Raw genomic sequence first — 23,468 nt, 5'->3', positions numbered from 1 at the left:
AAGACCACGGCAAACGTTTGAAGTTCTTGGTTTTTTCTCGATTTCCCGGTTTTTGCTATGCTGGCCGCCCCGGGCACGAGGTAGCACCATGCAACTGATCGATATCGGCGTCAACCTGACCAACAGCAGTTTCCATGACCAGCAGGCCGCTATCGTCGAGCGCGCCATCCAGGCCGGCGTGGCGCAGATGGTCCTCACCGGCACCAGCCTGGACGTCAGCACCGAAGCACTGGAGCTGTGTCAGCGCCTGGATGAGCCCGGCCAGCGCCTGTTCAGCACCGCCGGCGTGCATCCCCACGACGCCAGTCACTGGAACACCGACAGCGAGCGCCAGCTGCGCCAGTTGCTCGCCCAGCCGCGGGTCATGGCCGTGGGCGAATGCGGCCTGGACTTCAACCGTGACTTCTCCCCACGCCCCGCCCAGGAAAAGGCCCTGGAAGCCCAACTGGCACTGGCCGTGGAACTGCGCCTGCCGGTATTCCTCCATGAACGCGAGGCCAGCGAGCGCTTGCTGGCGATCCTCAAGGGCTACCGCGACCACCTGCCCGCCGCCGTGGTGCACTGCTTCACCGGTGAACGCCAGGCGCTGTTCGCCTACCTAGACCTGGACCTGCATATCGGCATCACTGGCTGGATCTGCGACGAACGCCGAGGCACCCACCTGCATCCCTTGGTCGGCAGCATTCCCCAAGGCCGCCTGATGCTCGAGAGCGACGCGCCCTACCTGCTGCCCCGCAGCCTCAGGCCAAAGCCGAAGAACGGTCGCAACGAACCAGCCTTCCTGCCCGAGGTACTGCGCGAAGTGGCGCGGCACCGCGGTGAAACCCCAGAACGCACGGCGGCCCATACCACCGCCTGTGCCCGGACGTTCTTCGGCCTGCCCGAGGTTTCTTGACGCACGTCAAGGCAGGTCCTGGCCCTGGCGGACACAATGATGGCACCTTGCCAATAATGTTTCCGCCAACTCAGAGAAGACCTGCCATGGGTGCCTGGATTAGCAACCTTTCCCTCAAATACAAGTTCTGGGCCGTCAATGCCGTGGCCTTCGTCACCACGCTGATGCTGGTGCTCTACGCGGTGTACCTGGAGCAACAGGCCCGCGCCAGCGGCGCCCAGACGCAGGCCCTCGCCCAGGCCGAACTGCTGGCGGCCTGGCCCGCCGGCCAGGCGCTGCCCAACCAGGCCAACCTGATCACCTGGCGCAGCGGCCAGACGCCGCAGTTCGCTGGCGAACCGCTCGAAGCCCTGCGCGACGCCCAGGGCTGGGTACAGCTGCCCAGTGCCTGGGTCCTTGGCGACAACCCGCTGCGCGGCGCCCAGGTACTGCGCCAGGGCGACCGGCACCTCGCCGTGCTCGCCCAGTCGCCAAGCCTGCGCCAGGTCTATTTCGACCGTTTCAGCAACTATGCCGTGTGCGTGCTGGTCCTGATGCTGGCGATGCTAGGCGCCTCGCAGTTGCTGATCCGCTTCCTGCTCAGCCAGCTCAACACGCTCAAGGACGTGATGCTGCACGTGGAGAAGACCGGGGATCTGTCGGCCCGGGTACCCCTGGCCTGTGGCGACGAAGTCGGCCAGATGGCCGGCGCCTTCAACGCCATGCAGACCACCTACCACCGCGTGGTCAGCACCGTGGCGCGCACCGCCGCTCAGCTGGACTCCGGCGCCGCGCGCCTGGCCGGCAGCATGGACGAAGTGCGCCACGGCATGATCGGCCAGCAGAGCGAAACCGACCAGGCCGCCACCGCCATCAACGAAATGACCGCCACCGTGCATCACATCGCCCAGCATGCCGGCGCCACCCGCGACCTGTCGCAGACCGCCGATACCCTGGCCGGCAGCGGCCAGGCCGTGGTCAGCCGGGTGCAGGACTCGATCTCCGGCCTGTCCAGCGGCGTGCAGCAGACTGCCGAGATGATTCGCCAGCTCGCCGACGACAGCCAGAAGATCAACAGCGTGGTCGGGGTCATCCACAGCATCGCCGAACAGACCAACCTGCTCGCCCTCAACGCCGCCATCGAAGCGGCCCGGGCTGGCGACCTCGGCCGTGGCTTCGCCGTGGTCGCCGATGAGGTGCGCAACCTGGCAAAGCGCGTGCAGACCTCCACCGATGAGATCACCACCATGGTCGCCGACCTGCAGGCCGGCACGCGCGACGCCGTGGACTTCATGCAAGAGAGCTCTTACAAAGCCGACGATTGCGTCAGGCAGGCCCGCGAAGCCGGCGAGGCCCTGGCCGAGATCACCAGCGCCGTGGCCCAGATGCGCGAGAGCAACACGCAGATCGCCGTGGCCGCCGAGCAGCAGAGCCAGGTGGCCGAGGAGATGAACCGTGCCGTGGTGAGCATCCGCGATGTCACCGAGCAGACCGTGCAACAGACCGTGGGCTCGGCCACCACCAGCAGCGAACTGGCGACCCTGGCCGGCGAGCTGAACAAGGCGATCGGCCAGCTCAAGCTCTGACACCCGCGCTATGGTTGCCATAGCCAGCCTTGATTGGCCCCCTTGCGGGGGCCGCACTAAGCTTGGGACATGTCCTGGAGGAACTGTCCATGAGCAAGCGACTGCCCAACCTGCCCGCCTGGCAATGGCGTGGCTACCATCACAATCATCGCCACCCCACCAATCTGGTGCTGCACCTGATCGCCGTGCCGCTGTTCATCCTGGGCGCGCTGTTGGTGCTCTCGGGGCTGCTCGGGCTGGACCTGTCGCAGATTGCCGTGGGCGTCATCGCCCTGGTCGCCGGGCTGGGCCTGCAGCGCCAGGGGCATCGCCTGGAGGCCGAGCAGCCCGAGCCCTTCGCCGACCGCAAGGACGCCGTGCAACGCCTGCTCACCGAGCAGTTCGTCACCTTTCCGCGCTTCGTGCTCAGCGGTGCCTGGTGGCGGGCCTGGCGCGAACGCCACAAGCATCGTCATTGACTGGAAGACATCGCGGGCAAGCCCGCTCCCACGCCATGCAATGGCGCTTGTGGGAGCGGGCTTGCCCCGCGACTGGCTTGATGAAGATGGCTCAGGCGAACACGGTCACCGTCTGCCGGCTCAACGCCAGCAATTCTCCTTCGGCTGTCCATAGGGTCGCGGCCGCATGCCCGTAGCCATCACGGGCATACTCGGTCTCGACCACGTAGCGACACCAGTCGAGCGTCGACAGCCGCGGCGTAGGCTGCACGAACTCGATGGTCCAGGTCAGCGTGCTACCTGCGGCTGGTTGCTTGAGATACGGCAGCAGGCTCGGCGGCCAGGCATCGACCAACGCCAGCAGGTGCGCCACCCCCACCGGTTCCTCGGCGACATCGCGCAGCCGCACCCAGCCACCCATGTGGCGTGAGTCGTTGCCGCTGAACGGCAAGCCGCCGACCGCCCAGCGAAACGCCACGTGCTGCATGAACTCGGGCGTCAAGCCCTTGATGTAAGGCAGCTCCGGCGCAGCCTCCTGCAACGGTTTCATTGGCATGGCCGGCGCCGCGTCGACCGCCACCACCGAACTGCGACCGGCGCCGAAGTTGCCTTGCACCAACGTCACCACCTGGCCGTCCTGCACGGCGCGGCCGAGCAGCGTGCTGACTGCCTTGCCTTCGCGCAAGACCTCCACTTCCAGGCTGATCGGTACATCCGGCGCCGCCGGACCGACGAAGGTGATCGCCAGTGAACGCACCGGACGCTCGTCGGTCAGCTTCTGACGCATCGCTTCATGCACCATCGCCGCCATCAGGCCGCCGAACACGGCACGCCCCTGGGCCCAACCAGCCGGTACGCTGACGGCCTCGGGATGCGCGCGCGCCGCTGCCAGCAACTCAGTGAAATTCATGGTTCAGGGCTCCTTGCGGGAAAAGCCCGATGTTAACCAGCACTGACGCCAGCAGCAGCCCGCATATCGGTCATTTGCCGGAACTAACGGCGTACCAGGGCCTGGCGCAACGCCTCGAGGGTGAGATCGGAGCGGCCCTCGGCGGCGTGCAGTTCATGCTCCCAGGCGACCTTGCAGCCAGCCAGGTCGCTGTGCTCGCGCACCTGCAGCAACCACTGCAACCGATCATGCCAGTCACCCAGGTCGCCCTGGGCCTGCTTGAGCAAGCGCTGCAGCTTCCTGCCGGCATGGTCGAGCTGCGGGTATGCCTCGTCACCATAGCGCACACGCTTGATCAGCAGGCGCAGACGGTGACGGTCATGGGCTGGATCCTCGAGGGCCTTGCCCAGCGTACGCCACTGTTTTTGCAGGCGTCGGTCGATGCGCTTGGCCAGGCCCTGCACCAGCCCTTCGCGATCGGCCGCCCGCAGAAACAGCGGGAAGGCGTCGAGAATCGCCAGCACCCGACCAAGCTGCGGGCTGGCCGCGACACTGGCGAAGGTCCGCGCCCTGCCCTCTCGGCGGCGCTCCCCCGCTTGCAGGTGACCCCGTTTGATCAACTGTGCCGCAAGGACTTCACGGTCGCGCAACGGCGTGGTGAGCGTGCCCAACGAGCCCGCCGCGCCCTCCAGCTGCTCGACGCCCGGCAAACCGCGCAGCGGGCGCAGCAGGCTGCGCAAACGCCGCAGGCTGATGCGCAGGTCATGCAGCGCTTCGCTGTCGGTATCGGCAGCCAGGCGTTCACGACACGCCAGCAACCGCACCTGCAGTGCGAGCACCTGGCGGACCACATGATCGAGCATGGCGGACATGGGTTTCTCCCTGATCAACGCCCGGCGCGGGATTCACGAATATAGAAGCGCGCCTTCTCGGCCTTGCGGGTGCACCCTTCGAAGCCCTCGAACTGCTGCTGGGTCTTGGCACCGGTCAGTAGCGACAATGCCTTGGAATAGCTCACGGTGCCGGCAAAACCTTCGGCCTTGGCCAGGTCCAGTTCCTTCCAGGCGGCATCGAGCTGGGTCGCGCAACTGTCGCGATAGGCCGTCTTGCCCGCACAGCCGGCCAGCGCCAGGGCAATCAGAGGAAGGGTGATCCAGGCTTTCATGGGTAATACCTCGAGGGGTCGATAACTAGGGTGGCCGTTCGACGGCAAAGCAGACGAAAAGTGCCCTGCTCAGCGTAGTCCAGCGCGGACTACATTGAAGCACAGGCGGCAATGGGTGCATTGTTGGACCATGGTTGCACACTTGCAGGGGGAACGGTCATGAGCAAACGCGTGGCATTGGTGCTGGGCTCCGGCGGCGCCCGGGGATACGCGCATATCGGCGTGATCGAGGAAATCGAGCGCCGCGGCTACGAGATCGCCTGCATCGCCGGCTGCTCCATGGGCGCGGTAATCGGCGGCATCTATGCCGCCGGCAAGCTCGACGAGTACCGTCGCTGGATCGAGAGCCTGGACTATCTCGATGTGCTGCGCCTGGTCGATGTCAGCTTTCGCCTGGGCGCCATCCGTGGCGACAAGGTATTCGGGCAGATCCGCAAGATCGTCGGCGAAATCAATATCGAGCAGTTGCGCATCCCCTATACGGCGGTGGCGACCGACCTGACCAACCAGCAGGAAATCTGGTTCCAGGAGGGCTGCCTGCATCAGGCCATGCGCGCCTCGGCGGCGATCCCCAGCCTGTTCACACCGGTGGTGCAGGGCAATCGCATGCTGGTCGACGGCGGCATCCTCAACCCGCTGCCGATCGTTCCGGTGGTGTCCAGCCACTGCGACCTGATCATCGCGGTCAACCTCAACGCCACCAATCAGAAGCAATACCAGCTGCCGGTGATCGAGCGCCCGGCGGCCTTCAAGATGCGCTTCGATGCGCTGATCAGCTCGCTTGGCTCGCGCCTGCCGTTTCGCCGTAAACCGGCTGAGCAGTTGATCCGCCTGGAACAGGAAATCACCGCCGAAGGGCTGGCCAATCCCAACCCCTGGCTCACTGACGGTGCCGCCCCCGAGGGCCAGCAACCGGCCGCCGCGCCGCAGAGCGAGGGAGCACCGAAGTCGGCCACCGGCTCATTCATTGTCGACAACGTCGGCCCTGCGTCGTTGCTCGACCTGATCAACCAGAGCTTCGAGGTGATGCAGACGTCGCTGGCCCAGTACAAGATCGCCGGGTACCCACCGGACGTGCTGATCAACGTGCCCAAGCGCGTGTGCCGATTCTTCGAGTTCTACAAGGCGCCGGAGCTGATCGCCCTGGGGCGGGAGATTGCCCGGGATACGTTGGACAATCATGAAGGGGTTCGGCGCTAGGCCGCGGCTATGCGCGGTCCCTGTAGGAGCGGCCTTGTGTCGCGAAAGGGCTGCGGAGCAGCCCCGGCGATTGCTGCGTCAATGCTGAAACCCTGGGGGCGCTTCGCGCCCCTTTCGCGACACAAGGCCGCTCCTACAGAGAGAGGGAGGCGGCAGCAGAGCGTTCAGATCATCAGAAACGAAACAGGCCGCGTAAGCGGCCTGTTTCGTGATCAGCGCACTACTCAGTAGCGCGTGATGTCGGCACTACCTTCGAGCAGCTTGCGGTACGCCGCAAAGTCCTGCGAGCCAGCACGCGAGGCGAGGTAGCGGCGAATCTGCGCCTTCTCTTCGTCGGTGGCGGCGGCGCCTTCGTTGACGCCCTTGAGCTGCAGCACGACCAGGCTGCCGTCGCCCAGGACCACGCTGCCGTAGACCGGCTTGTCCTTGGACGCAGGCTTGCCCAGGCGGAACACTGCCTGCAGTTCAGCCGGGTCGATGCCGTCCTGGCCACGGGTGGCCGCTTCCTGGACTTTCCAGTGCTGGCTGTCAGCCTTGATTGCCCCTGCACGCAGGTCGGCGATCAACTTGTCGGCCTTGGCCTTGAGTTCGGCAGTCGCCTTCTCCTTGGCCAGGTGCTCGCCAATGTTCTTGGCGACCGCCTCCAGAGGCAACTGCTCCGGCTTGCGATGCTCCTTGACGCGCAAGACCACCACGGTCTCAGGATCGAGCTCGATACCGTTGCTGTTAGCGCCCTCTTCCAGCACCTCTTCGCTGAACGCGGCCTGGATCACGCCACGGTTGGCGGTGATGCCTTCGCCACCCTCGCGGCCGAACGCCGCCGAAGTGTGCACTTTCAGGCCCAGATCCTGTGCCGGCTGCGCCAGGTCGGAAGCCTCGAACGAGGCGTCTTCGAGCTGCTTGGTGGCTTCGACGAAGCGCTGCTCCACCTGCTGGGTCTTCAGCTCGTGGGTCAGCTTGTCTTTCAGGCTGGCGAAGCTAGGTACATCGGGTGCCTCGACGCCCAGCAGCTTGATCAGGTGGTAGCCGTACTCGGTGCGAACCGGGGCGGAAACCTGCTCCTTGCTCAGCTTGTACAGCGCGTCCTCGAAGGCCGGGTCGTACACGCCAGGGCCGGCAAAGCCGAGGTCACCACCCGTGCTGGCAGAGCCAGGATCCTGGGAGAACTCCTTGGCCAGGGCGGCGAAATCCTCACCCTTTTGCAGGCGTTGCTGGATCTCTTCGATGCGGGCCTTGGCCTGAGCGTCGCTGGTCTTGTCGTTGACCTCGATGAGGATGTGGGCAGCATGACGCTGCTCGCCAAGGTTGGCGATTTCCTTCTCGTACAGTGCCTTGAGCGCGTCGTCATCGACCTTGACCTGGTCGAAGAACGCCGACTTCTTCAGCTCGATGTAGTCGATGACCACCTGATCAGGGGTCATGAACTCCTTGGCATGCTGGTCGTAGTGAGCCTTGACTTCCTCATCGCTCACCTTCACCGCGGCCGGATCGGCCTTGAAGGTCAGCGAGGCGAAGTCGCGGGTCTGCTTCTCCAGGCGGGCGAAGGCGTCGACCTGCTTGTCGGTGACGAAGCTGCTGCCGGCAAGGCCGGTGCGCAGCTGGCCGATGAGCATTTCCTGGGCGAGCATTTCGCGGAACTGCATGCGGCCATAGCCCATCTGGCGGATGACCGAGTCGAAGCGCTCGGCGCTGAACTTGCCATCGACCTGGAACTCAGGCGTCTGCAGGATCAGCTGATCCAGCGCGGCCTCGGAAAAAGCGAACTTGGCGTCTTCGGCGCCCTGCAACAACAGCTTGCGGTCGATCAGCCCCTTGAGCGCGGCTTCGCGCAGCATCTTTTCGTCCAGCAGCGCAGGGTCGAAATCCTTGCCCAGCTGTTGCATCAGCTGGCGGCGCTGCATGTCCACGGCCTGACTCAGCTCGTTCTGGCTGATGGTCTGACCGTTCACCTTGGCGGCGTCCTGGCTATGGCTGGCGGCCTGGAAAATAGCCTCGAAGCCGGTCAACGCCATCAACACGACGATAAGGCCGATGATGGTCTTGGCAATCCAACCTTGTGAATTGTCCCTGATATTCTGCAGCATGCGTCCCCCAGAAACGGCTGTACCACTGCATCGACAACCGCGGAGCGTGGGTAGAATCCTGATAGAAGAAAGGCGCATCCAGTGGATGCGCCTTTTCGAAGCGAGCGTGCCAGCGGGAACGTTTGCGACCCGCCGTCACGCGGTCGGCCCAGGCTTGCCCGGACCGGCTGAAAGACGACTTAGTTGACGGCGTCTTTCAGGCCCTTGCCAGCCTTGAAGCCTGGAACCTTGGCGGCAGCGATCTTGATCGCCTTGCCGGTTTGCGGGTTGCGACCGGTGCGCTCGGCGCGCTCCTTGACCGAGAAGGTACCGAAGCCAACCAGTACCACATCGTCACCTTGCTTCAGGGCGCCGGTGACGGATTCGATGACTGCGTCCAGCGCACGGCCGGCTACAGCTTTCGGGATGTCAGCAGATGCGGCGATAGCGTCAATCAGTTCCGACTTGTTCACTCTAAGTCCCCTTATATCTCTATTGAGTTTGTTTCTAAGTATGTAATGAAAAGCTTATGAAACGAGCGCTGGGTGGCCTGTTGACACTGGCGTGCCGCTTTATAGCAAGGGCCGGAAAAAACTGTCAACCAACGCCCCCCAGCGAAATACGTATTAATGCGTGCTGATTCTTTCCTTGGCATCACCGTCGCGCTTTTCATCTTTCGCGACGATCTCCGGAGCCACATCTGGCAAGGGCTCCGGGGCGTATTGCAGCGCAATTTGGAGGACTTCGTCAATCCATTTGACCGGTTTGATCTGAAGATCCTGCTTGATGTTTTCTGGAATCTCCTTGAGATCGCGAACATTCTCTTCGGGAATGATCACCGTCTTGATCCCGCCGCGGTGTGCCGCCAACAGTTTTTCCTTGAGCCCGCCAATGGCCAGTACTTGGCCGCGCAGCGTGATCTCGCCGGTCATCGCCACATCGGCGCGCACCGGGATCTGGGTCAGCGCCGACACCAGCGCGGTGCACATGCCGATGCCCGCGCTAGGGCCATCCTTCGGCGTCGCGCCTTCGGGCATATGGATGTGAACGTCGCGCTTCTCGTGGAAGTCTGCGGCGATCCCCAGACTCTGGGCGCGGCTACGCACGACCGTCTGCGCGGCGGTGATCGACTCGACCATGACGTCACCCAGCGAGCCGGTCTTGATCAACTGGCCCTTGCCAGGGATGACCACGGCTTCGATGGTGAGCAACTCGCCACCCACCTGGGTCCAGGCCAGGCCGGTAACCTGGCCGATCTGATCCTGCTGCTCGGCGAGGCCGTAGCGGAACTTGCGCACGCCAAGCAACTGCTCGAGCTGCTCGCCGCTGACCTTGACCTTCACCTGCTTGGCCCCGGTATGTTCCTTGACCACCTTTCGGCAAACCTTGGCGATCTGGCGCTCCAGACCACGCACACCGGCTTCGCGGGTGTAGTAGCGAATGATGTCGCGGATGGCCGACACCTCGACCTCCAGCTCGTCTTTCTTCAAGCCGTTGGCCTTGACCTGCTTGGGCACCAGGTACTTGACCGCGATGTTGATCTTCTCGTCCTCGGTGTAGCCCGGCAGGCGGATGACTTCCATGCGGTCGAGCAGCGCCGGCGGGATGTTCATCGAGTTCGAGGTGCACAGGAACATCACGTCCGAGAGGTCGTAGTCGACTTCCAGGTAGTGGTCGTTGAAGTTGTGGTTCTGCTCCGGATCGAGCACTTCCAACAGCGCCGAGGCCGGGTCGCCACGCATGTCGCTGCCCATCTTGTCGATCTCGTCGAGCAGGAACAGTGGATTGCGTACGCCAACCTTGGTCATTTTCTGAATCAGACGACCCGGCATCGAGCCGATGTAGGTGCGACGATGGCCACGAATCTCGGCCTCGTCGCGCACGCCACCCAAGGCCATGCGCACGAACTTGCGGTTGGTGGCGGCGGCGATCGACTCGGCCAGCGAGGTCTTGCCCACGCCGGGCGGACCAACCAGGCACAGCACCGGGCCACGGATCTTCTTCACCCGTTTCTGCACGGCGAGGTACTCGAGGATGCGCTCCTTGACCTCTTCCAGGCCGTAGTGATCCGCGTCGAGGATCTCCTCGGCCTTGGCCAGATCCAGGCGCACCTTGCTCTGGGCTTTCCATGGCACCTGCACCAGCCAATCGAGGTACGAGCGTACCACGGTGGCCTCCGCCGACATCGGCGACATCTGCTTGAGCTTGTTCAGCTCGGCCTGGGCCTTGGCCAGGGCATCCTTGGGCAGGCCCGCGGCATCGATACGCTTTTTCAGCTCTTCGACTTCGTTGTGGCCTTCGTCGCCATCACCGAGTTCCTTTTGAATGGCCTTCATCTGCTCATTCAGGTAGTACTCGCGCTGGCTGCGCTCCATCTGTTTCTTCACGCGGCCGCGAATGCGCTTCTCTACCTGCAGCAGGTCGATTTCCGCATCCAGCAGCGCCAGAACGTGCTCGACGCGGGTCTGCAGGTCGATGATCTCGAGGATCTCCTGCTTCTGCTCGATCTTCAGCGCCATGTGCGCGGCCATGGTATCGACCAGGCGGCCAGGCTCTTCGATGCTGTTGAGCGAAGACAGCACTTCGGCCGGCACTTTCTTGCCCAGTTGCACGTACTGCTCGAATTGCGACAGCAGCGTGCGCACGAACACTTCGGACTCGCGCTCGGCGGTCTCGGTTTCGTCGATCAGGCTGACTTCGGCGCGGACATGGCCATCGACTTCGTTGAAGCGCTCGACGGCGCCGCGTTGCTCACCCTCGACCAGCACCTTGACGGTGCCATCGGGCAGCTTGAGCAATTGCAGCACGGTGGCGACAGTGCCCACGCGATACAGGGCGTCTTCGCCCGGATCGTCGTCGGCAGGATTCTTCTGGGCCAGCAGGAGGATCTGCTTCTCGCCCGTCATCGCAGCCTCGAGGGCCTCGATGGACTTCTCACGCCCCACGAACAGTGGGATGACCATATGCGGATAGACGACAACGTCACGCAATGGCAAAAGAGGCAAGTCGAGGGTGGTCTTCATGATTTCGCCTCTACAGCGGCCTTGTGGCCGGAAACCGTTGGAAATGGTGCTTGGGGCTAATGTGGGGGCAGCCCTGCAAAATTACAAGCGCCGGGGCCATGAAATGCAGAAAGGGGCCCTAGGGCCCCTTTCCTTTTGCTGCATCCCACCTGATCAGGCGTCGGGAGCGGCCTTGGCTTGCGGCTCGCTGTTCTCGTAGATCAGCAATGGCTGCGAAGTCCCCTCGATGACGCTCTCGTCGATCACCACCTTGCTGACTTCCTTCTGCGAAGGAATCTCGTACATGGTCTCGAGCAGCACGCCTTCGAGGATCGAACGCAGGCCACGGGCGCCGGTCTTGCGCTCCAGGGCTTTGCGCGCGACGGCCTTGAGCGCATCGCTGCGGAACTCGAGATCGACGTCTTCCATCTCGAACAGCTTGGCGTATTGCTTGGTCAAGGCGTTCTTCGGCTCGGTGAGGATCTGCATCAGCGCAGCCTCGTCCAGCTCGTCCAGCGTCGCCAATACTGGCAGACGACCCACGAACTCCGGGATCAGACCGAACTTGACCAGATCGTCCGGCTCGACCTCACGCAGCGACTCGCCGACTTTCTTGCCTTCTTCCTTGCTGCGCACCTCGGCACTGAAGCCGATGCCACCCTTGGTGGAGCGGTTCTGGATGACCTTTTCCAGCCCCGAGAAGGCGCCACCGCAGATGAACAGGATATTGCGGGTATCGACCTGCAGGAATTCCTGTTGCGGGTGCTTGCGCCCGCCTTGCGGCGGCACGGAGGCAACGGTGCCTTCGATCAGTTTCAGCAACGCCTGCTGCACACCCTCGCCCGATACATCACGGGTGATGGACGGGTTGTCCGACTTGCGCGAGATCTTGTCGATCTCGTCGATGTAGACGATGCCCATCTGGGCTTTTTCCACGTCGTAGTCGCACTTCTGCAGCAGTTTCTGAATGATGTTCTCGACGTCCTCACCGACATAACCGGCTTCGGTCAGGGTGGTGGCGTCGGCAATGGTGAACGGTACGTTCAACAGGCGCGCGAGCGTCTCGGCGAGCAGCGTCTTGCCCGAGCCGGTCGGCCCGATCAGCAGGATGTTGCTTTTGCCCAGTTCGACTTCGTCGCCTTTCTTGTCACGCTGGTTCAGGCGCTTGTAGTGGTTGTACACCGCTACTGCCAGGACCTTTTTCGCGCGTTCCTGACCAATGACGTACTGGTCCAGGATTCCGCTGATTTCTTTCGGCGAGGGTAGCTTGTGCGCGTTGCTCTCGGCCTGGGCTTCCTGCACCTCCTCACGGATGATGTCATTGCACAGGTCGACGCACTCGTCGCAGATAAATACCGAGGGGCCGGCAATCAATTTGCGCACTTCGTGCTGGCTTTTGCCGCAGAAGGAGCAATAGAGCAATTTGCCGTTGTCCTCGCCATTACGGGTGTCAGTCATTCGATCGATCCAATCCGGTAGGCTTGAAACACAAGATGAAGGCAATCGCTGGCTTTTTCAAGTCCGCGGGCGGGCACAATCCGTGCCCGCCCGCTCTGGCGCATTGCTTCAGGATGCCAGTTGCCGCTTGTCGTAGACCGAGTCGATCAGGCCGTACTCGGCCGCGCGCGCGGCGCTCATGAAGTTGTCGCGCTCGGTGTCGCGCTTGATGGTCTCCAGCGACTGGCCGGTGTGGTGGGCCAGCAGCTCGTTCAGGCGCGCCTTGATGTTGAGGATTTCCTGGGCGTGGATCTCGATGTCGGTCGCCTGCCCCTGGAAACCACCCAGCGGCTGGTGAATCATCACCCGCGAGTTGGGCAGGCAGTGGCGCTTGCCAGCGGCACCGGCCGCGAGCAGGAAGGCGCCCATGCTGCAGGCCTGGCCGATGCAGATGGTCGAGACGTCCGGCTTGATGAACTGCATGGTGTCGTAGATCGACATGCCGGCAGTTACCGAGCCGCCCGGGGAGTTGATATAAAGATGGATATCCTTGTCCGGGTTTTCCGCCTCAAGGAACAGCAGCTGCGCCACCACCAGGTTGGCCATGTAGTCTTCTACGGGGCCGACCAGGAAGATCACGCGCTCCTTCAGGAGACGCGAGTAGATGTCGTAGGCACGTTCGCCACGGGCGGACTGCTCGATAACCATCGGGACCAGGCCGCCTGCGGCCTGGATGTCAGAGCTTTGCTGAATATAAGAATTGCGGGACATGTCCTGCACTCGCTCCCAAATAGTCATGGCTTGAATACGCACAAGCCAGCGCGAAGGCTGGCTTGTGGGGGTTTCCTACGAGAGTAGCCTGTTACTCAGCGGCGGCAGGAGCCTGTGCTGGTTTGACGGCTTCTTCGTACGAGACCGACTTGTCGGTCACAGTCGCTTTCTGCAGGACAGTATCTACAACTTGCTCTTCCAGCACAACCGAACGGACTTCGTTCAGTTGCTGGTCGTTCTTGTAGTACCAGGCGATGACCTGCTCAGGCTCCTGGTAGGCCGAGGCCATCTCTTCGATGACTTCACGAACCTTGGCGTCGTCCGGCTTCAGCTCGAACTGCTTGACCACTTCAGCGACGATCAGACCCAGGACCACGCGGCGCTTGGCCTGCTCTTCGAACAGTTCGGCCGGCAGCTGGTCGGGCTTGATGTTGCCACCGAACTGCTGGACGGCCTGCACGCGCAGACGGTTGACTTCGTTTTCCAGCAGGGCTTTCGGCACTTCGATCGGGTTGGCGGCCAGCAGACCGTCCATGACCTGGTTCTTGACCTTGGTCTTGATGGCCTGGCGCAGTTCGCGCTCCATGTTCTTGCGAACTTCGGCGCGGAAGCCTTCCAGGGTCGATTCCTTGATGCCGAACTGGGCGAAGAAGGCTTCGTTCAGCTCAGGCAGCACAGGCGCCGAGACGCTGTTGACGGTGATGGTGAACTCGGCGGCCTTGCCGGCCAGGTCCAGGTTCTGGTAGTCCTCGGGGAAGGTCACGTTGACCACGCGCTCTTCACCGGCCTTGGCGCCGACCAGGCCTTCTTCGAAGCCCGGGATCATGCGGCCGGAACCCAGCACCAGCTGAGTGCCCTTGGCCGAGCCGCCGGCGAAGGCTTCACCGTCGATCTTGCCGACGAAGTCGATGTTGACCTGGTCGTCGTTGGCTGCAGCGCGCTCGACGGCCTCGAAACGGGTGTTCTGCTTGCGCAGGACTTCCAGCATGTTGTCCAGGTCGGCATCGGCCACTTCGGCGCTCAGGCGCTCGACGGCGATCGAGTCGAAACCGGCAACGGTGAACTCAGGGAAGACTTCGAAGATGGCGACGAACTCGAGATCCTTGCCCTTCTCGAACGACTTGGGCTCGACGGCGGGGGCGCCAGCCGGGTTCAGCTTCTGCTCGACCACGGCTTCATAGAAGGAAGCCTGGACCAGGTCACCGAAGGCCTCTTGACGAGCGGCATCTTCGTAACGCTGGCGGATCACGCTCATCGGCACCTTGCCCGGACGGAAGCCGGCAACCTTGGCGCGCTTGGCAGTCTGCTGCAGACGCTTGTTGACTTCGTTCTCGACGCGCTCGGCCGGAACGGCGATGGTCATGCGGCGCTCGAGAGCGGAAGTGTTTTCAACAGAAACTTGCATGGATATTCCTCGTTGCACAGACGTTAGCCGGCGATAGCCCGACTCCAGAATCAAGGGCAAGCATTCTAGTGACTCGTGCAGCAGAAGTCACCCCACCCGGATTGTCGGCCCGCTATGCCGGTCGATTTCCTTGGAAGGCCCGCCCGCATTGGCGTCGAGCCTGTTTCATTCATGGCCGCGCGACACCTTGTGGCGCGCGCGGCTGTAAAACCTTGTCAAACAAACAGCGGCCAGTTGAGATATGGCTTTTTGTCGGTGATTTCAAGGGAGCCTGCGTGAGGGCCTACAAGTGCTCGTCTCATCACAGCACAACCGGAAAACCCCGACCTACTCCAGATCAATCCCATTGAACTGACAATACTCTTCCCACGCCAACCCCAGCGCCTCGGCCACCTCGCGGTGGGTCTCCAGGCGCATGGCCTGCAACTGCTCAGGCGACTCGGCGATCAGCTGCAGCGCATACTCCCAAGGTTCGACGCCCTGTTCCTGCGCAGCGTCCTCGAATGCCCACTCGATCTGCTGGGCCTGCTCGCGGGCGTCCAGCTCGTGGATTTCCTCGAGCAGTTGCGGATTGGCCTCGGCGAAACGTTGCAGCGCCAGGGCCTGGCGCGCCTCTTTTGCGATCATCTGCGCTATTCCTCTGCCGACCGTTCGGCCTACCATTCAACCGACTGAAATCTATCAGCTTTTGCAGCAAGGCCACCATAGGCCGCCAATACCAGAAACGACAAAGGCGCCCGGTCATACGACCAAGGCGCCTTCGGAAATATGGGGTGGACGATGGGAATCGAACCCACGACAACTGGAATCACAATCCAGCGCTCTACCAACTGAGCTACGCCCACCATATAGCAGTGTTGCGGTACAGCCTTACAGAAACATGGTGCGGACGAAGAGACTCGAACTCTTACAGCTTGCGCCGCTGGAACCTAAATCCAGTGTGTCTACCAATTTCACCACGTCCGCATGAAACTCAAAAACAAAGGCGCCGGATCATCAAATCGAGGCGCCTCTGCAGAATCTGGGGTGGACGATGGGAATCGAACCCACGACAACTGGAATCACAATCCAGCGCTCTACCAACTGAGCTACGCCCACCATATTGCGGTGTTGCTTGCCACTTGCCCAGGCCTTATGGCGCACCCGGCAGGACTCGAACCTGCGACCATCCGCTTAGAAGGCGGATGCTCTATCCAGCTGAGCTACGGGCGCTTAAGCTTTCAGTCCAACCGAACAAACGAACCGCTTATTCTGCCCGACTTTGCCAACCCGTGCCAGGCAGTGCCCGACAAGTGCGGCGAATCTTATAGTCGGCCCTGCGGGTCGTCAACACCTTTCTCTAAAAAATTTAAATTATTGAAGGGGTTAGGGGATTTGCCCGACCACGCGCCTTTGCCCTTGCGCCGTGTCGTGCGAGAATACGCGCTTCTTATATGTTCCCTTCTCGATGGTTAATCACGCGTCTATGACTGCACACCTTATCGATGGCAAGGCGATCGCCGCCAACCTGCGCCAGCAGATCGCCCAACGTGTCGCGGAGCGCCGCCAGCAGGGCCTGCGCACTCCAGGCCTGGCGGTGATCCTGGTCGGCACCGACCCCGCCTCCCAAGTCTATGTCTCGCACAAGCGCAAGGACTGCGAAGAGGTCGGCTTCATCTCCCAGGCTTTCGACCTGCCCAGCGATACCACGCAGCAAGCCCTGACCGACCTGATCGATCGCCTCAACGATGACCCGGCCGTCGACGGCATCCTGCTGCAGCTGCCGCTGCCCGAGCACCTGGATGCCTCGCTGCTGCTCGAGCGCATTCGCCCGGACAAGGACGTCGATGGTTTCCACCCGTACAACATCGGCCGCCTCGCGCAACGCATCCCGCTGCTGCGCCCATGCACGCCCAAAGGCATCATGACCTTGCTGGAAAGCACCGGTCAGGATCTGTACGGCATGAATGCCGTCATCGTCGGCGCCTCCAATATCGTTGGCCGGCCCATGGCCATGGAACTGCTGCTGGCCGGCTGCACCGTCACCGTCTGCCACCGCTTCACCAAGGACCTGGCCGGACACGTCGGGCGCGCCGACCTGGTGGTGGTGGCCGCCGGCAAGCCGGGCCTGGTCAAAGGTGAATGGATCAAGGAAGGCGCCATCGTCATCGACGTCGGCATCAACCGCCAGGAAGACGGCAAGCTGGTCGGCGACGTGGTCTACGAGACCGCCCTGCCCCGCGCCGGCTGGATCACCCCGGTGCCGGGCGGCGTGGGCCCGATGACGCGCGCCTGCTTGCTGGAGAACACCCTGTATGCGGCTGAAGAGCTGCACAAGTAAGTTGCTCCGGCAATAGACGCAACGGCGCCCTTCGAGGCGCCGTTTTCATTTGCGCTCCCACGAGGATGGCGACCTTTTCTGCGACACCAGCCGATTCCGCTGCCAAGCAAGCCACTTCAGCTGGACCGGCTGCCCACCGCTCACGCTTCAGCCAGGATTGCCCCGCGATCCCTCCGACAATGGTCACACAGCCCACCCGTGGATGCGTGCCCAATGCAAACAACAAATACCGTCCTCATGATTCGTCCGGCGCGGTTCGCCTTCAACCCGGACACCGCCGCCAACAACCGTTTCCAGCAAGCGCCGCTGGACCCTGAAGCCGCCAGCGAAAAGGCCCTGGAAGAGTTCGACGGCTACGTCGATGCCCTGCGCCAGCAAGGCGTGGACGTGCTGGTGGTGCAGGACACGCCCGAACCCCATACCCCCGACTCGATCTTCCCCAACAACTGGTGGAGCAGCCACGCCGACGGCAGCCTGGTGCTGTACCCGATGGAAGGCGAGAACCGCCGCCTGGAACGCAGCAAGGGCGTACTCGGCGTGCTGCAGGAACGCTTTGCCATCCGCCGCACCATCGACCTGAGTCCGCTGGAACAGCAGAATCTGTTTCTCGAAGGCACCGGCAGCATGGTCCTGGACCGCGAGCACCGCATCAGCTACGCCTGCCACTCCGGGCGCACCCACGAACGCGCCCTGCGCCAGTTCGCCGAGCGCCTGGACTACCGCCTGTGCCTGTTCCACGCCGTGGACCGCCGCCAGGCGCCGATATACCACAGCAACGTGATGATGAACGTCGGCCGCCAGCTCGCCGTGGCCTGCCTCGACGCCCTGCCCCACCTGGATGAACGCCGCGCCCTGGAGCAATCGCTGCGCGACACCGACAAACAGGTGCTGGCGCTGAACTTCGACCAGCTGGAGAACTTCGCCGGCAACATGCTCGAAGTCCACGACCGTGACGGCCGCTCCCTGCTGGTCATGTCGCGCAGCGCCTGGAATGCGCTCGACGCCGACCAGCGCCGCCAGGTCGAGCGGCACAGTCATCCGCTGGTGGTGAACATCGACCATATCGAACGCATCGGCGGCGGCAGCGCGCGCTGCATGCTCGCCGAAATCCACCTGCCCTCGCGCCACTGACTCGACAAGGAGAATCATCATGACCCGCTACATCGACGTGCACGACCTCGCCCACCTGGTCAACCGCAAGGGCCTGCCGACCTGCCTGGCCGAGATGGCCGAATACATTCGCCAGGACTACCTGCGCTGGCACGACTTCGAGAAGTGCGCCCGCCTGGCCAACCATTCGCCAGACGGCGTGATCGAACTGATGCCGGTGTCCGACGCCAACCTGTATGCCTTCAAGTACGTCAACGGCCACCCGAAGAATACCCATGACGGCTTGCTCACGGTGATGGCCTTCGGCGCCCTGGGCGACGTGGATACCGGCGCGCCGGTGCTGCTCAGCGAAATGACCCTGACCACCGCGATCCGCACCGCCGCCACCTCGGCCCTGGCCGCCCGCTACCTGGCGCGCCCCGACAGCCGGAGCATGGCGCTGATCGGCAACGGCTCGCAGAGCGAATTCCAGGCCATCGCCTTCCACACCTTGCTCGGCATCGGCGAGATCCGCCTGTTCGACATCGACCGTGCGGCGAGCCAGAAGCTGGCGGCCAACCTCGCCGGCTATCCGCAACTGAAGCTGATCCTCGCTGGCAGTGTGGCCGAGGCGGTGCGCGGTGCCGATATCGTCACCACGGTCACCGCCGACAAGGCCTACGCCACCATCCTCACCCCGGAGATGATCGAACCCGGCATGCACCTCAACGCGGTCGGTGGTGATTGCCCGGGCAAGACCGAGCTGCACCGCGACATCGTCGAGCGTGCCCGGGTGGTCGTCGAGTACGAGCCACAGAGCCGTATCGAAGGCGAGATCCAGCAGATGCCGGCGGACTCGCCGACCACCGAATTCTGGCAGGTGGTCGAGGGAAACGCCGCCGGACGCGAGAGCGCCGCGCAGGTGACGCTGTTCGACTCGGTCGGTTTCGCCCTGGAGGACTACTCGGCCCTGCGCTATGTGCTGGATGTGGCCAGGGCGCTGGACATCGGGCGCGATATCGCGCTGGTGCCGACGCTTGAGAATCCGAAGGACCTGTTCGCCCTGCTGCAGCCGAACGTGGCGGCACGTAAGGTCAACGCCGCCTGACCGGCCTGGCACGCCCCCCCTGTAGGAGCGGCCTTGCCGAGGCGTCGGACCGGTCGGAAAGGGCTGCGCAGCAGCCCCAGGGGTTCAGCTATGCAGCCGATATTGCCGGGGCCGCTCTGCGGCCCTTTCGCGACACAAGGCCGCTCCTACAGGGGACCGCGTACACCGCGACCGACAAGCATGGCGGTCGCTCGACCAATGACCGAAACCGCTGTCGCACTTGCATAAATCTTTGTCGAAACAGCCGATTCGGCTGCGCAGGGAATCCTAACAGCCGAATTCGACACGCCACACGCTGGCAAACGACACAAAAAACCTGTCTATCTCGCGCATCCTGAGCCCGACCCATGAGTCAGCGACGGACCTGCACGCGCTAACCGTCCTACTACCAATAACAACACCCAGGGACCCAAGACCATGCCCTCCATGCGAAAACGCCTCGGCGTGCTGCTGTTCTCGTTGTGCGCTACCACCGTTACCCAGGCCAAGGAGTGGACCGAGATCCGCTTCGGCGTCTTCCCCGAATACCCACCGTTCGAATCCGTCGCCGCCGATGGCAGCCTGCAAGGCTTCGACATCGACCTGGGCAATGCCATCTGCGCCAAGCTGCAGGTCAAGTGCACCTGGGTGCACAACGAATTCGACGGCATGATTCCCGCCCTGCGCGCCCGCAAGTTCGACGCCATCATGTCGTCGATGGCCGTCACCCCGGCGCGGCTGAAGCAGATCGACTTCACCGACCGCCTGTTCCTCAGCCCTACCTCGGTGATCGTGCGCAAGTCGGCCGACTTCGGCGACACCGCCGAGTCGCTCAAGGGCAAGCAGGTCGGCGTGCTCCAGGGATCGCTGCAGGAGGTGTACGCCCGCGCCGTACTGGCGCCGCTGGGCGCCCAGGTCAAGGCGTACCAGGGCCAGGACCAGAACTACGCCGACCTGATGAATGGCCGCCTCGACGCCACCGTCACCGACAAGCTCGAAGCCCAGCTGAACTTCCTCTCCAAGCCCGAGGGCGCCGACTTCAGGAGCGGTCCGGCGATCAAGGACCCGACCCTGCCGCTGGATATCGCCATGGGTCTGCGCAAGACCGACCCGGAGCTCAAGGCCCTGCTCGACAAGGGCATCGCCATGATCCACGCCGATGGCACCTATGCCGAGATCCAGAAAAAGTACGTCGGCGACCTGGACATCTATAACGAGTGAGCCCCCACCGGCCTCTTCGCGGGTAAACCCGCTCCCACAGGTAACCCACCAGCCTTCGGCCTGCACATATCCTGTGGGAGCGGGTTCACCCGCGAAGCGCCCACCGCGAGATTCCCGTCATGCACGACTTCCTCACAAGCGGCCTGCAAGGCTTCGGCCCGCTGCTGGCCCAGGGCACCTGGATGACCGTCAAGCTGGCCCTGCTGTCGCTGGCGCTGAGCCTCGCGCTCGGCCTGATCGGCGCCAGCGCCAAACTGTCGCGATCCCGACTGCTGCGCCTCCCGGCCACCCTCTACACCACGCTGATCCGCAGCGTCCCGGACCTGGTGCTGATCCTGCTGATCTTCTACAGCATGCAGATATGGCTCAACGACCTGACCGAGGCGCTGGGCTGGGACTACGTCGAGATCGACCCGTTCGGCGCCGGGGTCATCACCCTGGGCTTCATCTACGGCGCGTACTTCACCGAGAACTTCCGCGGCGCCATCCTCAGCGTGCCCGCCGGCCAGCTGGAGGCCGCCACCGCCTACGGCCTGAGCCGGGCACAGCGGTTTCGGCTGGTGCTGTTCCCGCAACTGATGCGCTTCGCCCTGCCGGGGCTGGGCAACAACTGGCTGGTGCTGCTCAAGTCCACCGCGCTGGTGTCGATCATCGGCCTGGCCGACCTGGTCAAGGCCGCGCAGAACGCCGGCAAGACCACCAACGACGTGTTGTTCTTCCTGTGCCTGGCGGGCCTGGTGTACCTGCTCATCACCACCCTGTCCAACCGTCTGCTCAAGCACCTGGAGCGGCGCTACAACATCGGTATCAAGGAGCTGGCGCGATGATCGAACTCCTTCAGGAATATGGCCTGGCCTACCTGTACCACGACGGCGCCGGACTCTCGGGCCTGGCCATGACCCTCTGGCTGTTCCTGGCGAGCATGGTGCTGGGCTTCGCCTTGTCGCTGCCGCTGGCCCTGGCACGTACCTCGCGCCACGCCTGGCTGCGCCTGCCGGTGCAGCTGTACACCTTCGTGTTCCGCGGCACGCCGCTCTATATCCAGCTGCTGATCTGCTACACCGGGCTCTACAGCCTGCAAATGGTGCGCGACCATGCCCTGCTCGATCAGTTTTTCCGCAACGCGCTCAACTGCACCCTGCTGGCGTTCGTGCTCAACACCTGCGCCTACACCGTGGAGATCTTCGCCGGGGCCATCCGCAACCTGCCCGCCGGCGAGCTGGAGGCGGCCCAGGCCTACGGCCTGCGCGGCTGGAGGCTCAACCTGTTCCTGGTGTTGCCAGCGGCCCTGCGCCGTTCGCTGCCGGCCTACAGCAACGAGCTGATCCTGATGCTGCACGCCACCTCGCTGGCCTTCACCGCCACCGTCGCCGACATCCTCAAGGTGGCCCGCGACGCCAACGCCGCGACCTTCCTGACCTTCCAGGCCTTCGGCGTGGCCGCCCTGCTGTACATGCTGCTGTCCTTCGCCCTGGTCGGCCTGTTCCGTGTGGCCGAACGTCGCTGGATGCGCTTCCTTGACCCTGTACGAGGCTGACCAAATGACCGCTACCGCACTGCCACTCAACACCTTCGAACAGGCCCCCGCGGCACACGCCCATGCCAGCGCCATCAAGCTCAGCGTCGAGGGGCTGCACAAGCACTACGGCGAGCACCAGGTGCTCAAGGGCGTCTCGCTGCAGGCGCGCAAGGGCGACGTGATCAGCCTGATCGGCGCCAGCGGCTCGGGCAAGAGCACCTTCCTGCGCTGCATCAACTTCCTCGAGCAGCCCAACGCCGGCAGCATCACCCTCGACGGCCAGACCCTGGAGATCCACCCCGGCACCCGCACCCCGCCGCCGGCCCAGTTGCAGAACCTGCGCACGCGCCTGGCCATGGTGTTCCAGCACTTCAACCTGTGGAGCCACCTGACGGTACTGGAGAACATCTGCCTGGCGCCGCGCAAGGTGCTGGGCATCAGCGCCGGCGAAGCCGAGGCGCGGGCACGCCAGTACCTGGACAAGGTCGGCCTGCCGGCCCGCGCCGCCGACCAGTACCCGGCGTTTCTTTCCGGCGGCCAGCAACAGCGCGTGGCCATCGCCCGGGCGCTGGCCATGGAGCCGGAAATCATCCTGTTCGACGAGCCCACCTCGGCGCTGGACCCCGAGCTGGTCGGCGAAGTGCTCAAGGTGATACAGACGCTCGCCGAGGAAGGACGTACCATGCTCATGGTCACCCATGAAATGGGGTTCGCCCGCCAGGTGTCGAGCCAGGTGCTGTTCCTGCACCAGGGCCTGGTCGAGGAAAGCGGCAGCGCCGAGATCCTCGACCGGCCACAGAGCGAGCGCCTGCGGCAGTTCCTCTCCAATCGTCTGAAGTGAAGTCACGCCGCATATGGATACCAAGGCCATCACCCGCGCCGCCGCACCGCTGGATCGCATCGACGAAGCGATCATCGACGTGCTGCGCCACCATGGAAGGATCACCTACGAGAAGCTCTCCACCCTCGTGCACCTGACCCCCAGGCCCTGCCTGGAACGGGTGCGCAAGCTGGAGCGGCGCGGGGTGATCCGAGGGTACGGGGCAATCATCGACCTGCAGCAGGTCTCCCCCGGATTGTCGTTGCTGGTGCTGGTGGCCTTGTCCAACCAGAGCGGACGCTCGGCGCAGAAGGCGTTCGAGGCCACGGTGCGCGCCTGCCCGCAGGTCTACGAGTGTCAGCTGATCAGTGGCCACTTCGACTACAGCCTGCGCATGCGCTGTCGTGACATGGAGCATTACCGGGTCCTGACCGAGACCTGGATGAACAACGACGAGCTGCACATCGACAAGCTGGTGGCGCATCCGGAACTGGCCGCGGTGAAGAGCACGCCCCCACAGGCCTGACCCATTCCAGCGGGCGCCGGGTGGCAATTATGCAACTCGGCAGCACGCCACGCGGAC

General features: G+C 63.6%; 22 protein-coding genes and 4 tRNA genes. 12 read left to right on the top strand and 14 right to left on the bottom strand.

Annotated elements, in window-relative coordinates; genetic code table 11:
• Nucleotides 1–88 precede the first annotated feature (88 nt).
• The 3 genes from ACYUME_RS09195 to ACYUME_RS09185 all read left to right on the top strand — a co-directional run bounded on the left by ACYUME_RS09195 (nt 89) and on the right by ACYUME_RS09185 (nt 2,918).
• Complete coding sequence (locus tag ACYUME_RS09195; protein ID WP_460418639.1) at nt 89–895, top strand: TatD family hydrolase; 807 nt, start codon at nt 89–91, stop codon at nt 893–895.
• 86 nt (nt 896–981) lie between these two features.
• A complete protein-coding gene (locus ACYUME_RS09190; RefSeq protein ID WP_460418638.1) occupies nt 982–2,460 on the top strand; it encodes a methyl-accepting chemotaxis protein in 1,479 nt (492 codons plus the stop codon).
• Between the two features lie 89 nt (nt 2,461–2,549).
• Nucleotides 2,550–2,918, top strand: a complete 369-nt coding sequence (locus ACYUME_RS09185; protein WP_279885694.1) for an Mpo1-like protein — start codon at nt 2,550–2,552, stop codon at nt 2,916–2,918.
• A 91-nt stretch (nt 2,919–3,009) separates the two neighbouring features.
• Here the strand turns inward: ACYUME_RS09185 and ACYUME_RS09180 are convergent, their stop codons facing one another.
• The 3 genes from ACYUME_RS09180 to ACYUME_RS09170 all read right to left on the bottom strand — a co-directional run bounded on the left by ACYUME_RS09180 (nt 3,010) and on the right by ACYUME_RS09170 (nt 4,951).
• Nucleotides 3,010–3,807 (bottom strand): acyl-CoA thioesterase, encoded by a 798-nt coding sequence (locus tag ACYUME_RS09180; RefSeq protein WP_279885696.1) that lies wholly within the window; start codon nt 3,805–3,807, stop codon nt 3,010–3,012.
• An 83-nt stretch (nt 3,808–3,890) separates the two neighbouring features.
• Nucleotides 3,891–4,658, bottom strand: coding sequence for a CHAD domain-containing protein (locus ACYUME_RS09175; RefSeq protein ID WP_460418637.1), 768 nt, complete (start codon nt 4,656–4,658; stop codon nt 3,891–3,893).
• A 14-nt stretch (nt 4,659–4,672) separates the two neighbouring features.
• Nucleotides 4,673–4,951: a hypothetical protein gene (locus ACYUME_RS09170; protein ID WP_046854892.1), complete on the bottom strand. Its 279-nt coding sequence runs from the start codon at nt 4,949–4,951 to the stop codon at nt 4,673–4,675.
• Between the two features lie 159 nt (nt 4,952–5,110).
• Here ACYUME_RS09170 and ACYUME_RS09165 point away from each other — a divergent pair, with 159 nt between their 5' ends.
• Nucleotides 5,111–6,151, top strand: coding sequence for a patatin-like phospholipase family protein (locus ACYUME_RS09165; protein WP_460418636.1), 1,041 nt, complete (start codon nt 5,111–5,113; stop codon nt 6,149–6,151).
• A 224-nt stretch (nt 6,152–6,375) separates the two neighbouring features.
• Here the strand turns inward: ACYUME_RS09165 and ACYUME_RS09160 are convergent, their stop codons facing one another.
• From ACYUME_RS09160 to ACYUME_RS09110, 11 genes are all read right to left on the bottom strand, one after another.
• Nucleotides 6,376–8,235, bottom strand: a complete 1,860-nt coding sequence (locus tag ACYUME_RS09160; RefSeq protein WP_460418635.1) for a SurA N-terminal domain-containing protein — start codon at nt 8,233–8,235, stop codon at nt 6,376–6,378.
• 179 nt (nt 8,236–8,414) lie between these two features.
• Nucleotides 8,415–8,687, bottom strand: a complete 273-nt coding sequence (hupB, locus tag ACYUME_RS09155) for a nucleoid-associated protein HU-beta (protein WP_011533117.1) — start codon at nt 8,685–8,687, stop codon at nt 8,415–8,417.
• Between the two features lie 153 nt (nt 8,688–8,840).
• The gene (lon, locus tag ACYUME_RS09150; RefSeq protein WP_460418634.1) at nt 8,841–11,237 is read right to left on the bottom strand and encodes an endopeptidase La; all 2,397 of its coding nucleotides are present in this window, start codon (nt 11,235–11,237) and stop codon (nt 8,841–8,843) included.
• 153 nt (nt 11,238–11,390) lie between these two features.
• On the bottom strand, nt 11,391–12,674 hold the full coding sequence (gene clpX / locus ACYUME_RS09145) for an ATP-dependent Clp protease ATP-binding subunit ClpX (protein WP_279884292.1): 1,284 nt from the start codon (nt 12,672–12,674) through the stop codon (nt 11,391–11,393).
• Between the two features lie 108 nt (nt 12,675–12,782).
• A complete protein-coding gene (gene clpP / locus ACYUME_RS09140; protein ID WP_011533114.1) occupies nt 12,783–13,424 on the bottom strand; it encodes an ATP-dependent Clp endopeptidase proteolytic subunit ClpP in 642 nt (213 codons plus the stop codon).
• A gap of 91 nt (nt 13,425–13,515) precedes the next feature.
• Nucleotides 13,516–14,829 (bottom strand): trigger factor, encoded by a 1,314-nt coding sequence (gene tig / locus ACYUME_RS09135; RefSeq protein ID WP_279884296.1) that lies wholly within the window; start codon nt 14,827–14,829, stop codon nt 13,516–13,518.
• A gap of 327 nt (nt 14,830–15,156) precedes the next feature.
• Nucleotides 15,157–15,456: a DUF6388 family protein gene (locus ACYUME_RS09130; protein WP_460418633.1), complete on the bottom strand. Its 300-nt coding sequence runs from the start codon at nt 15,454–15,456 to the stop codon at nt 15,157–15,159.
• A gap of 142 nt (nt 15,457–15,598) precedes the next feature.
• Nucleotides 15,599–15,674, bottom strand: a tRNA-His gene (locus ACYUME_RS09125).
• Between the two features lie 36 nt (nt 15,675–15,710).
• Nucleotides 15,711–15,795, bottom strand: a tRNA-Leu gene (locus tag ACYUME_RS09120).
• Nucleotides 15,796–15,851: 56 nt separating this feature from the next.
• A tRNA-His gene (locus tag ACYUME_RS09115) sits at nt 15,852–15,927 on the bottom strand.
• Between the two features lie 37 nt (nt 15,928–15,964).
• Nucleotides 15,965–16,041, bottom strand: a tRNA-Arg gene (locus ACYUME_RS09110).
• A 253-nt stretch (nt 16,042–16,294) separates the two neighbouring features.
• Between ACYUME_RS09110 and folD the strand changes: the two genes are divergently transcribed.
• The 8 genes from folD to ACYUME_RS09070 all read left to right on the top strand — a co-directional run bounded on the left by folD (nt 16,295) and on the right by ACYUME_RS09070 (nt 23,411).
• A complete protein-coding gene (folD, locus tag ACYUME_RS09105) occupies nt 16,295–17,149 on the top strand; it encodes a bifunctional methylenetetrahydrofolate dehydrogenase/methenyltetrahydrofolate cyclohydrolase FolD (protein WP_279884299.1) in 855 nt (284 codons plus the stop codon).
• A 213-nt stretch (nt 17,150–17,362) separates the two neighbouring features.
• The gene (gene ctlX, locus ACYUME_RS09100; RefSeq protein WP_460418632.1) at nt 17,363–18,280 is read left to right on the top strand and encodes a citrulline utilization hydrolase CtlX; all 918 of its coding nucleotides are present in this window, start codon (nt 17,363–17,365) and stop codon (nt 18,278–18,280) included.
• A gap of 19 nt (nt 18,281–18,299) precedes the next feature.
• Entirely contained in the window at nt 18,300–19,346 is a 1,047-nt protein-coding gene (locus ACYUME_RS09095; protein WP_460418631.1) for an ornithine cyclodeaminase, read from the top strand.
• Nucleotides 19,347–19,763: 417 nt separating this feature from the next.
• Entirely contained in the window at nt 19,764–20,546 is a 783-nt protein-coding gene (locus ACYUME_RS09090) for an ABC transporter substrate-binding protein (RefSeq protein WP_460418630.1), read from the top strand.
• Between the two features lie 119 nt (nt 20,547–20,665).
• Entirely contained in the window at nt 20,666–21,373 is a 708-nt protein-coding gene (locus ACYUME_RS09085; RefSeq protein ID WP_279884306.1) for an ABC transporter permease, read from the top strand.
• Complete coding sequence (locus ACYUME_RS09080) at nt 21,370–22,083, top strand: ABC transporter permease (RefSeq protein WP_279884308.1); 714 nt, start codon at nt 21,370–21,372, stop codon at nt 22,081–22,083. The genes ACYUME_RS09085 and ACYUME_RS09080 overlap by 4 nt, the downstream gene beginning before the upstream one ends.
• 4 nt (nt 22,084–22,087) lie before the next feature.
• Entirely contained in the window at nt 22,088–22,906 is an 819-nt protein-coding gene (locus tag ACYUME_RS09075; protein ID WP_279884310.1) for an ABC transporter ATP-binding protein, read from the top strand.
• A gap of 13 nt (nt 22,907–22,919) precedes the next feature.
• Nucleotides 22,920–23,411, top strand: a complete 492-nt coding sequence (locus ACYUME_RS09070) for an Lrp/AsnC family transcriptional regulator (protein WP_279884312.1) — start codon at nt 22,920–22,922, stop codon at nt 23,409–23,411.
• The last annotated feature ends 57 nt before the right edge of the window (nt 23,412–23,468 follow it).

The sequence above is a fragment of the Pseudomonas sp. microsymbiont 2 genome (assembly GCF_054788395.1).
The sequence above is the reverse complement of the archived record's forward strand: the minus strand, read 5'-3'. Positions and strand labels throughout refer to the sequence as shown.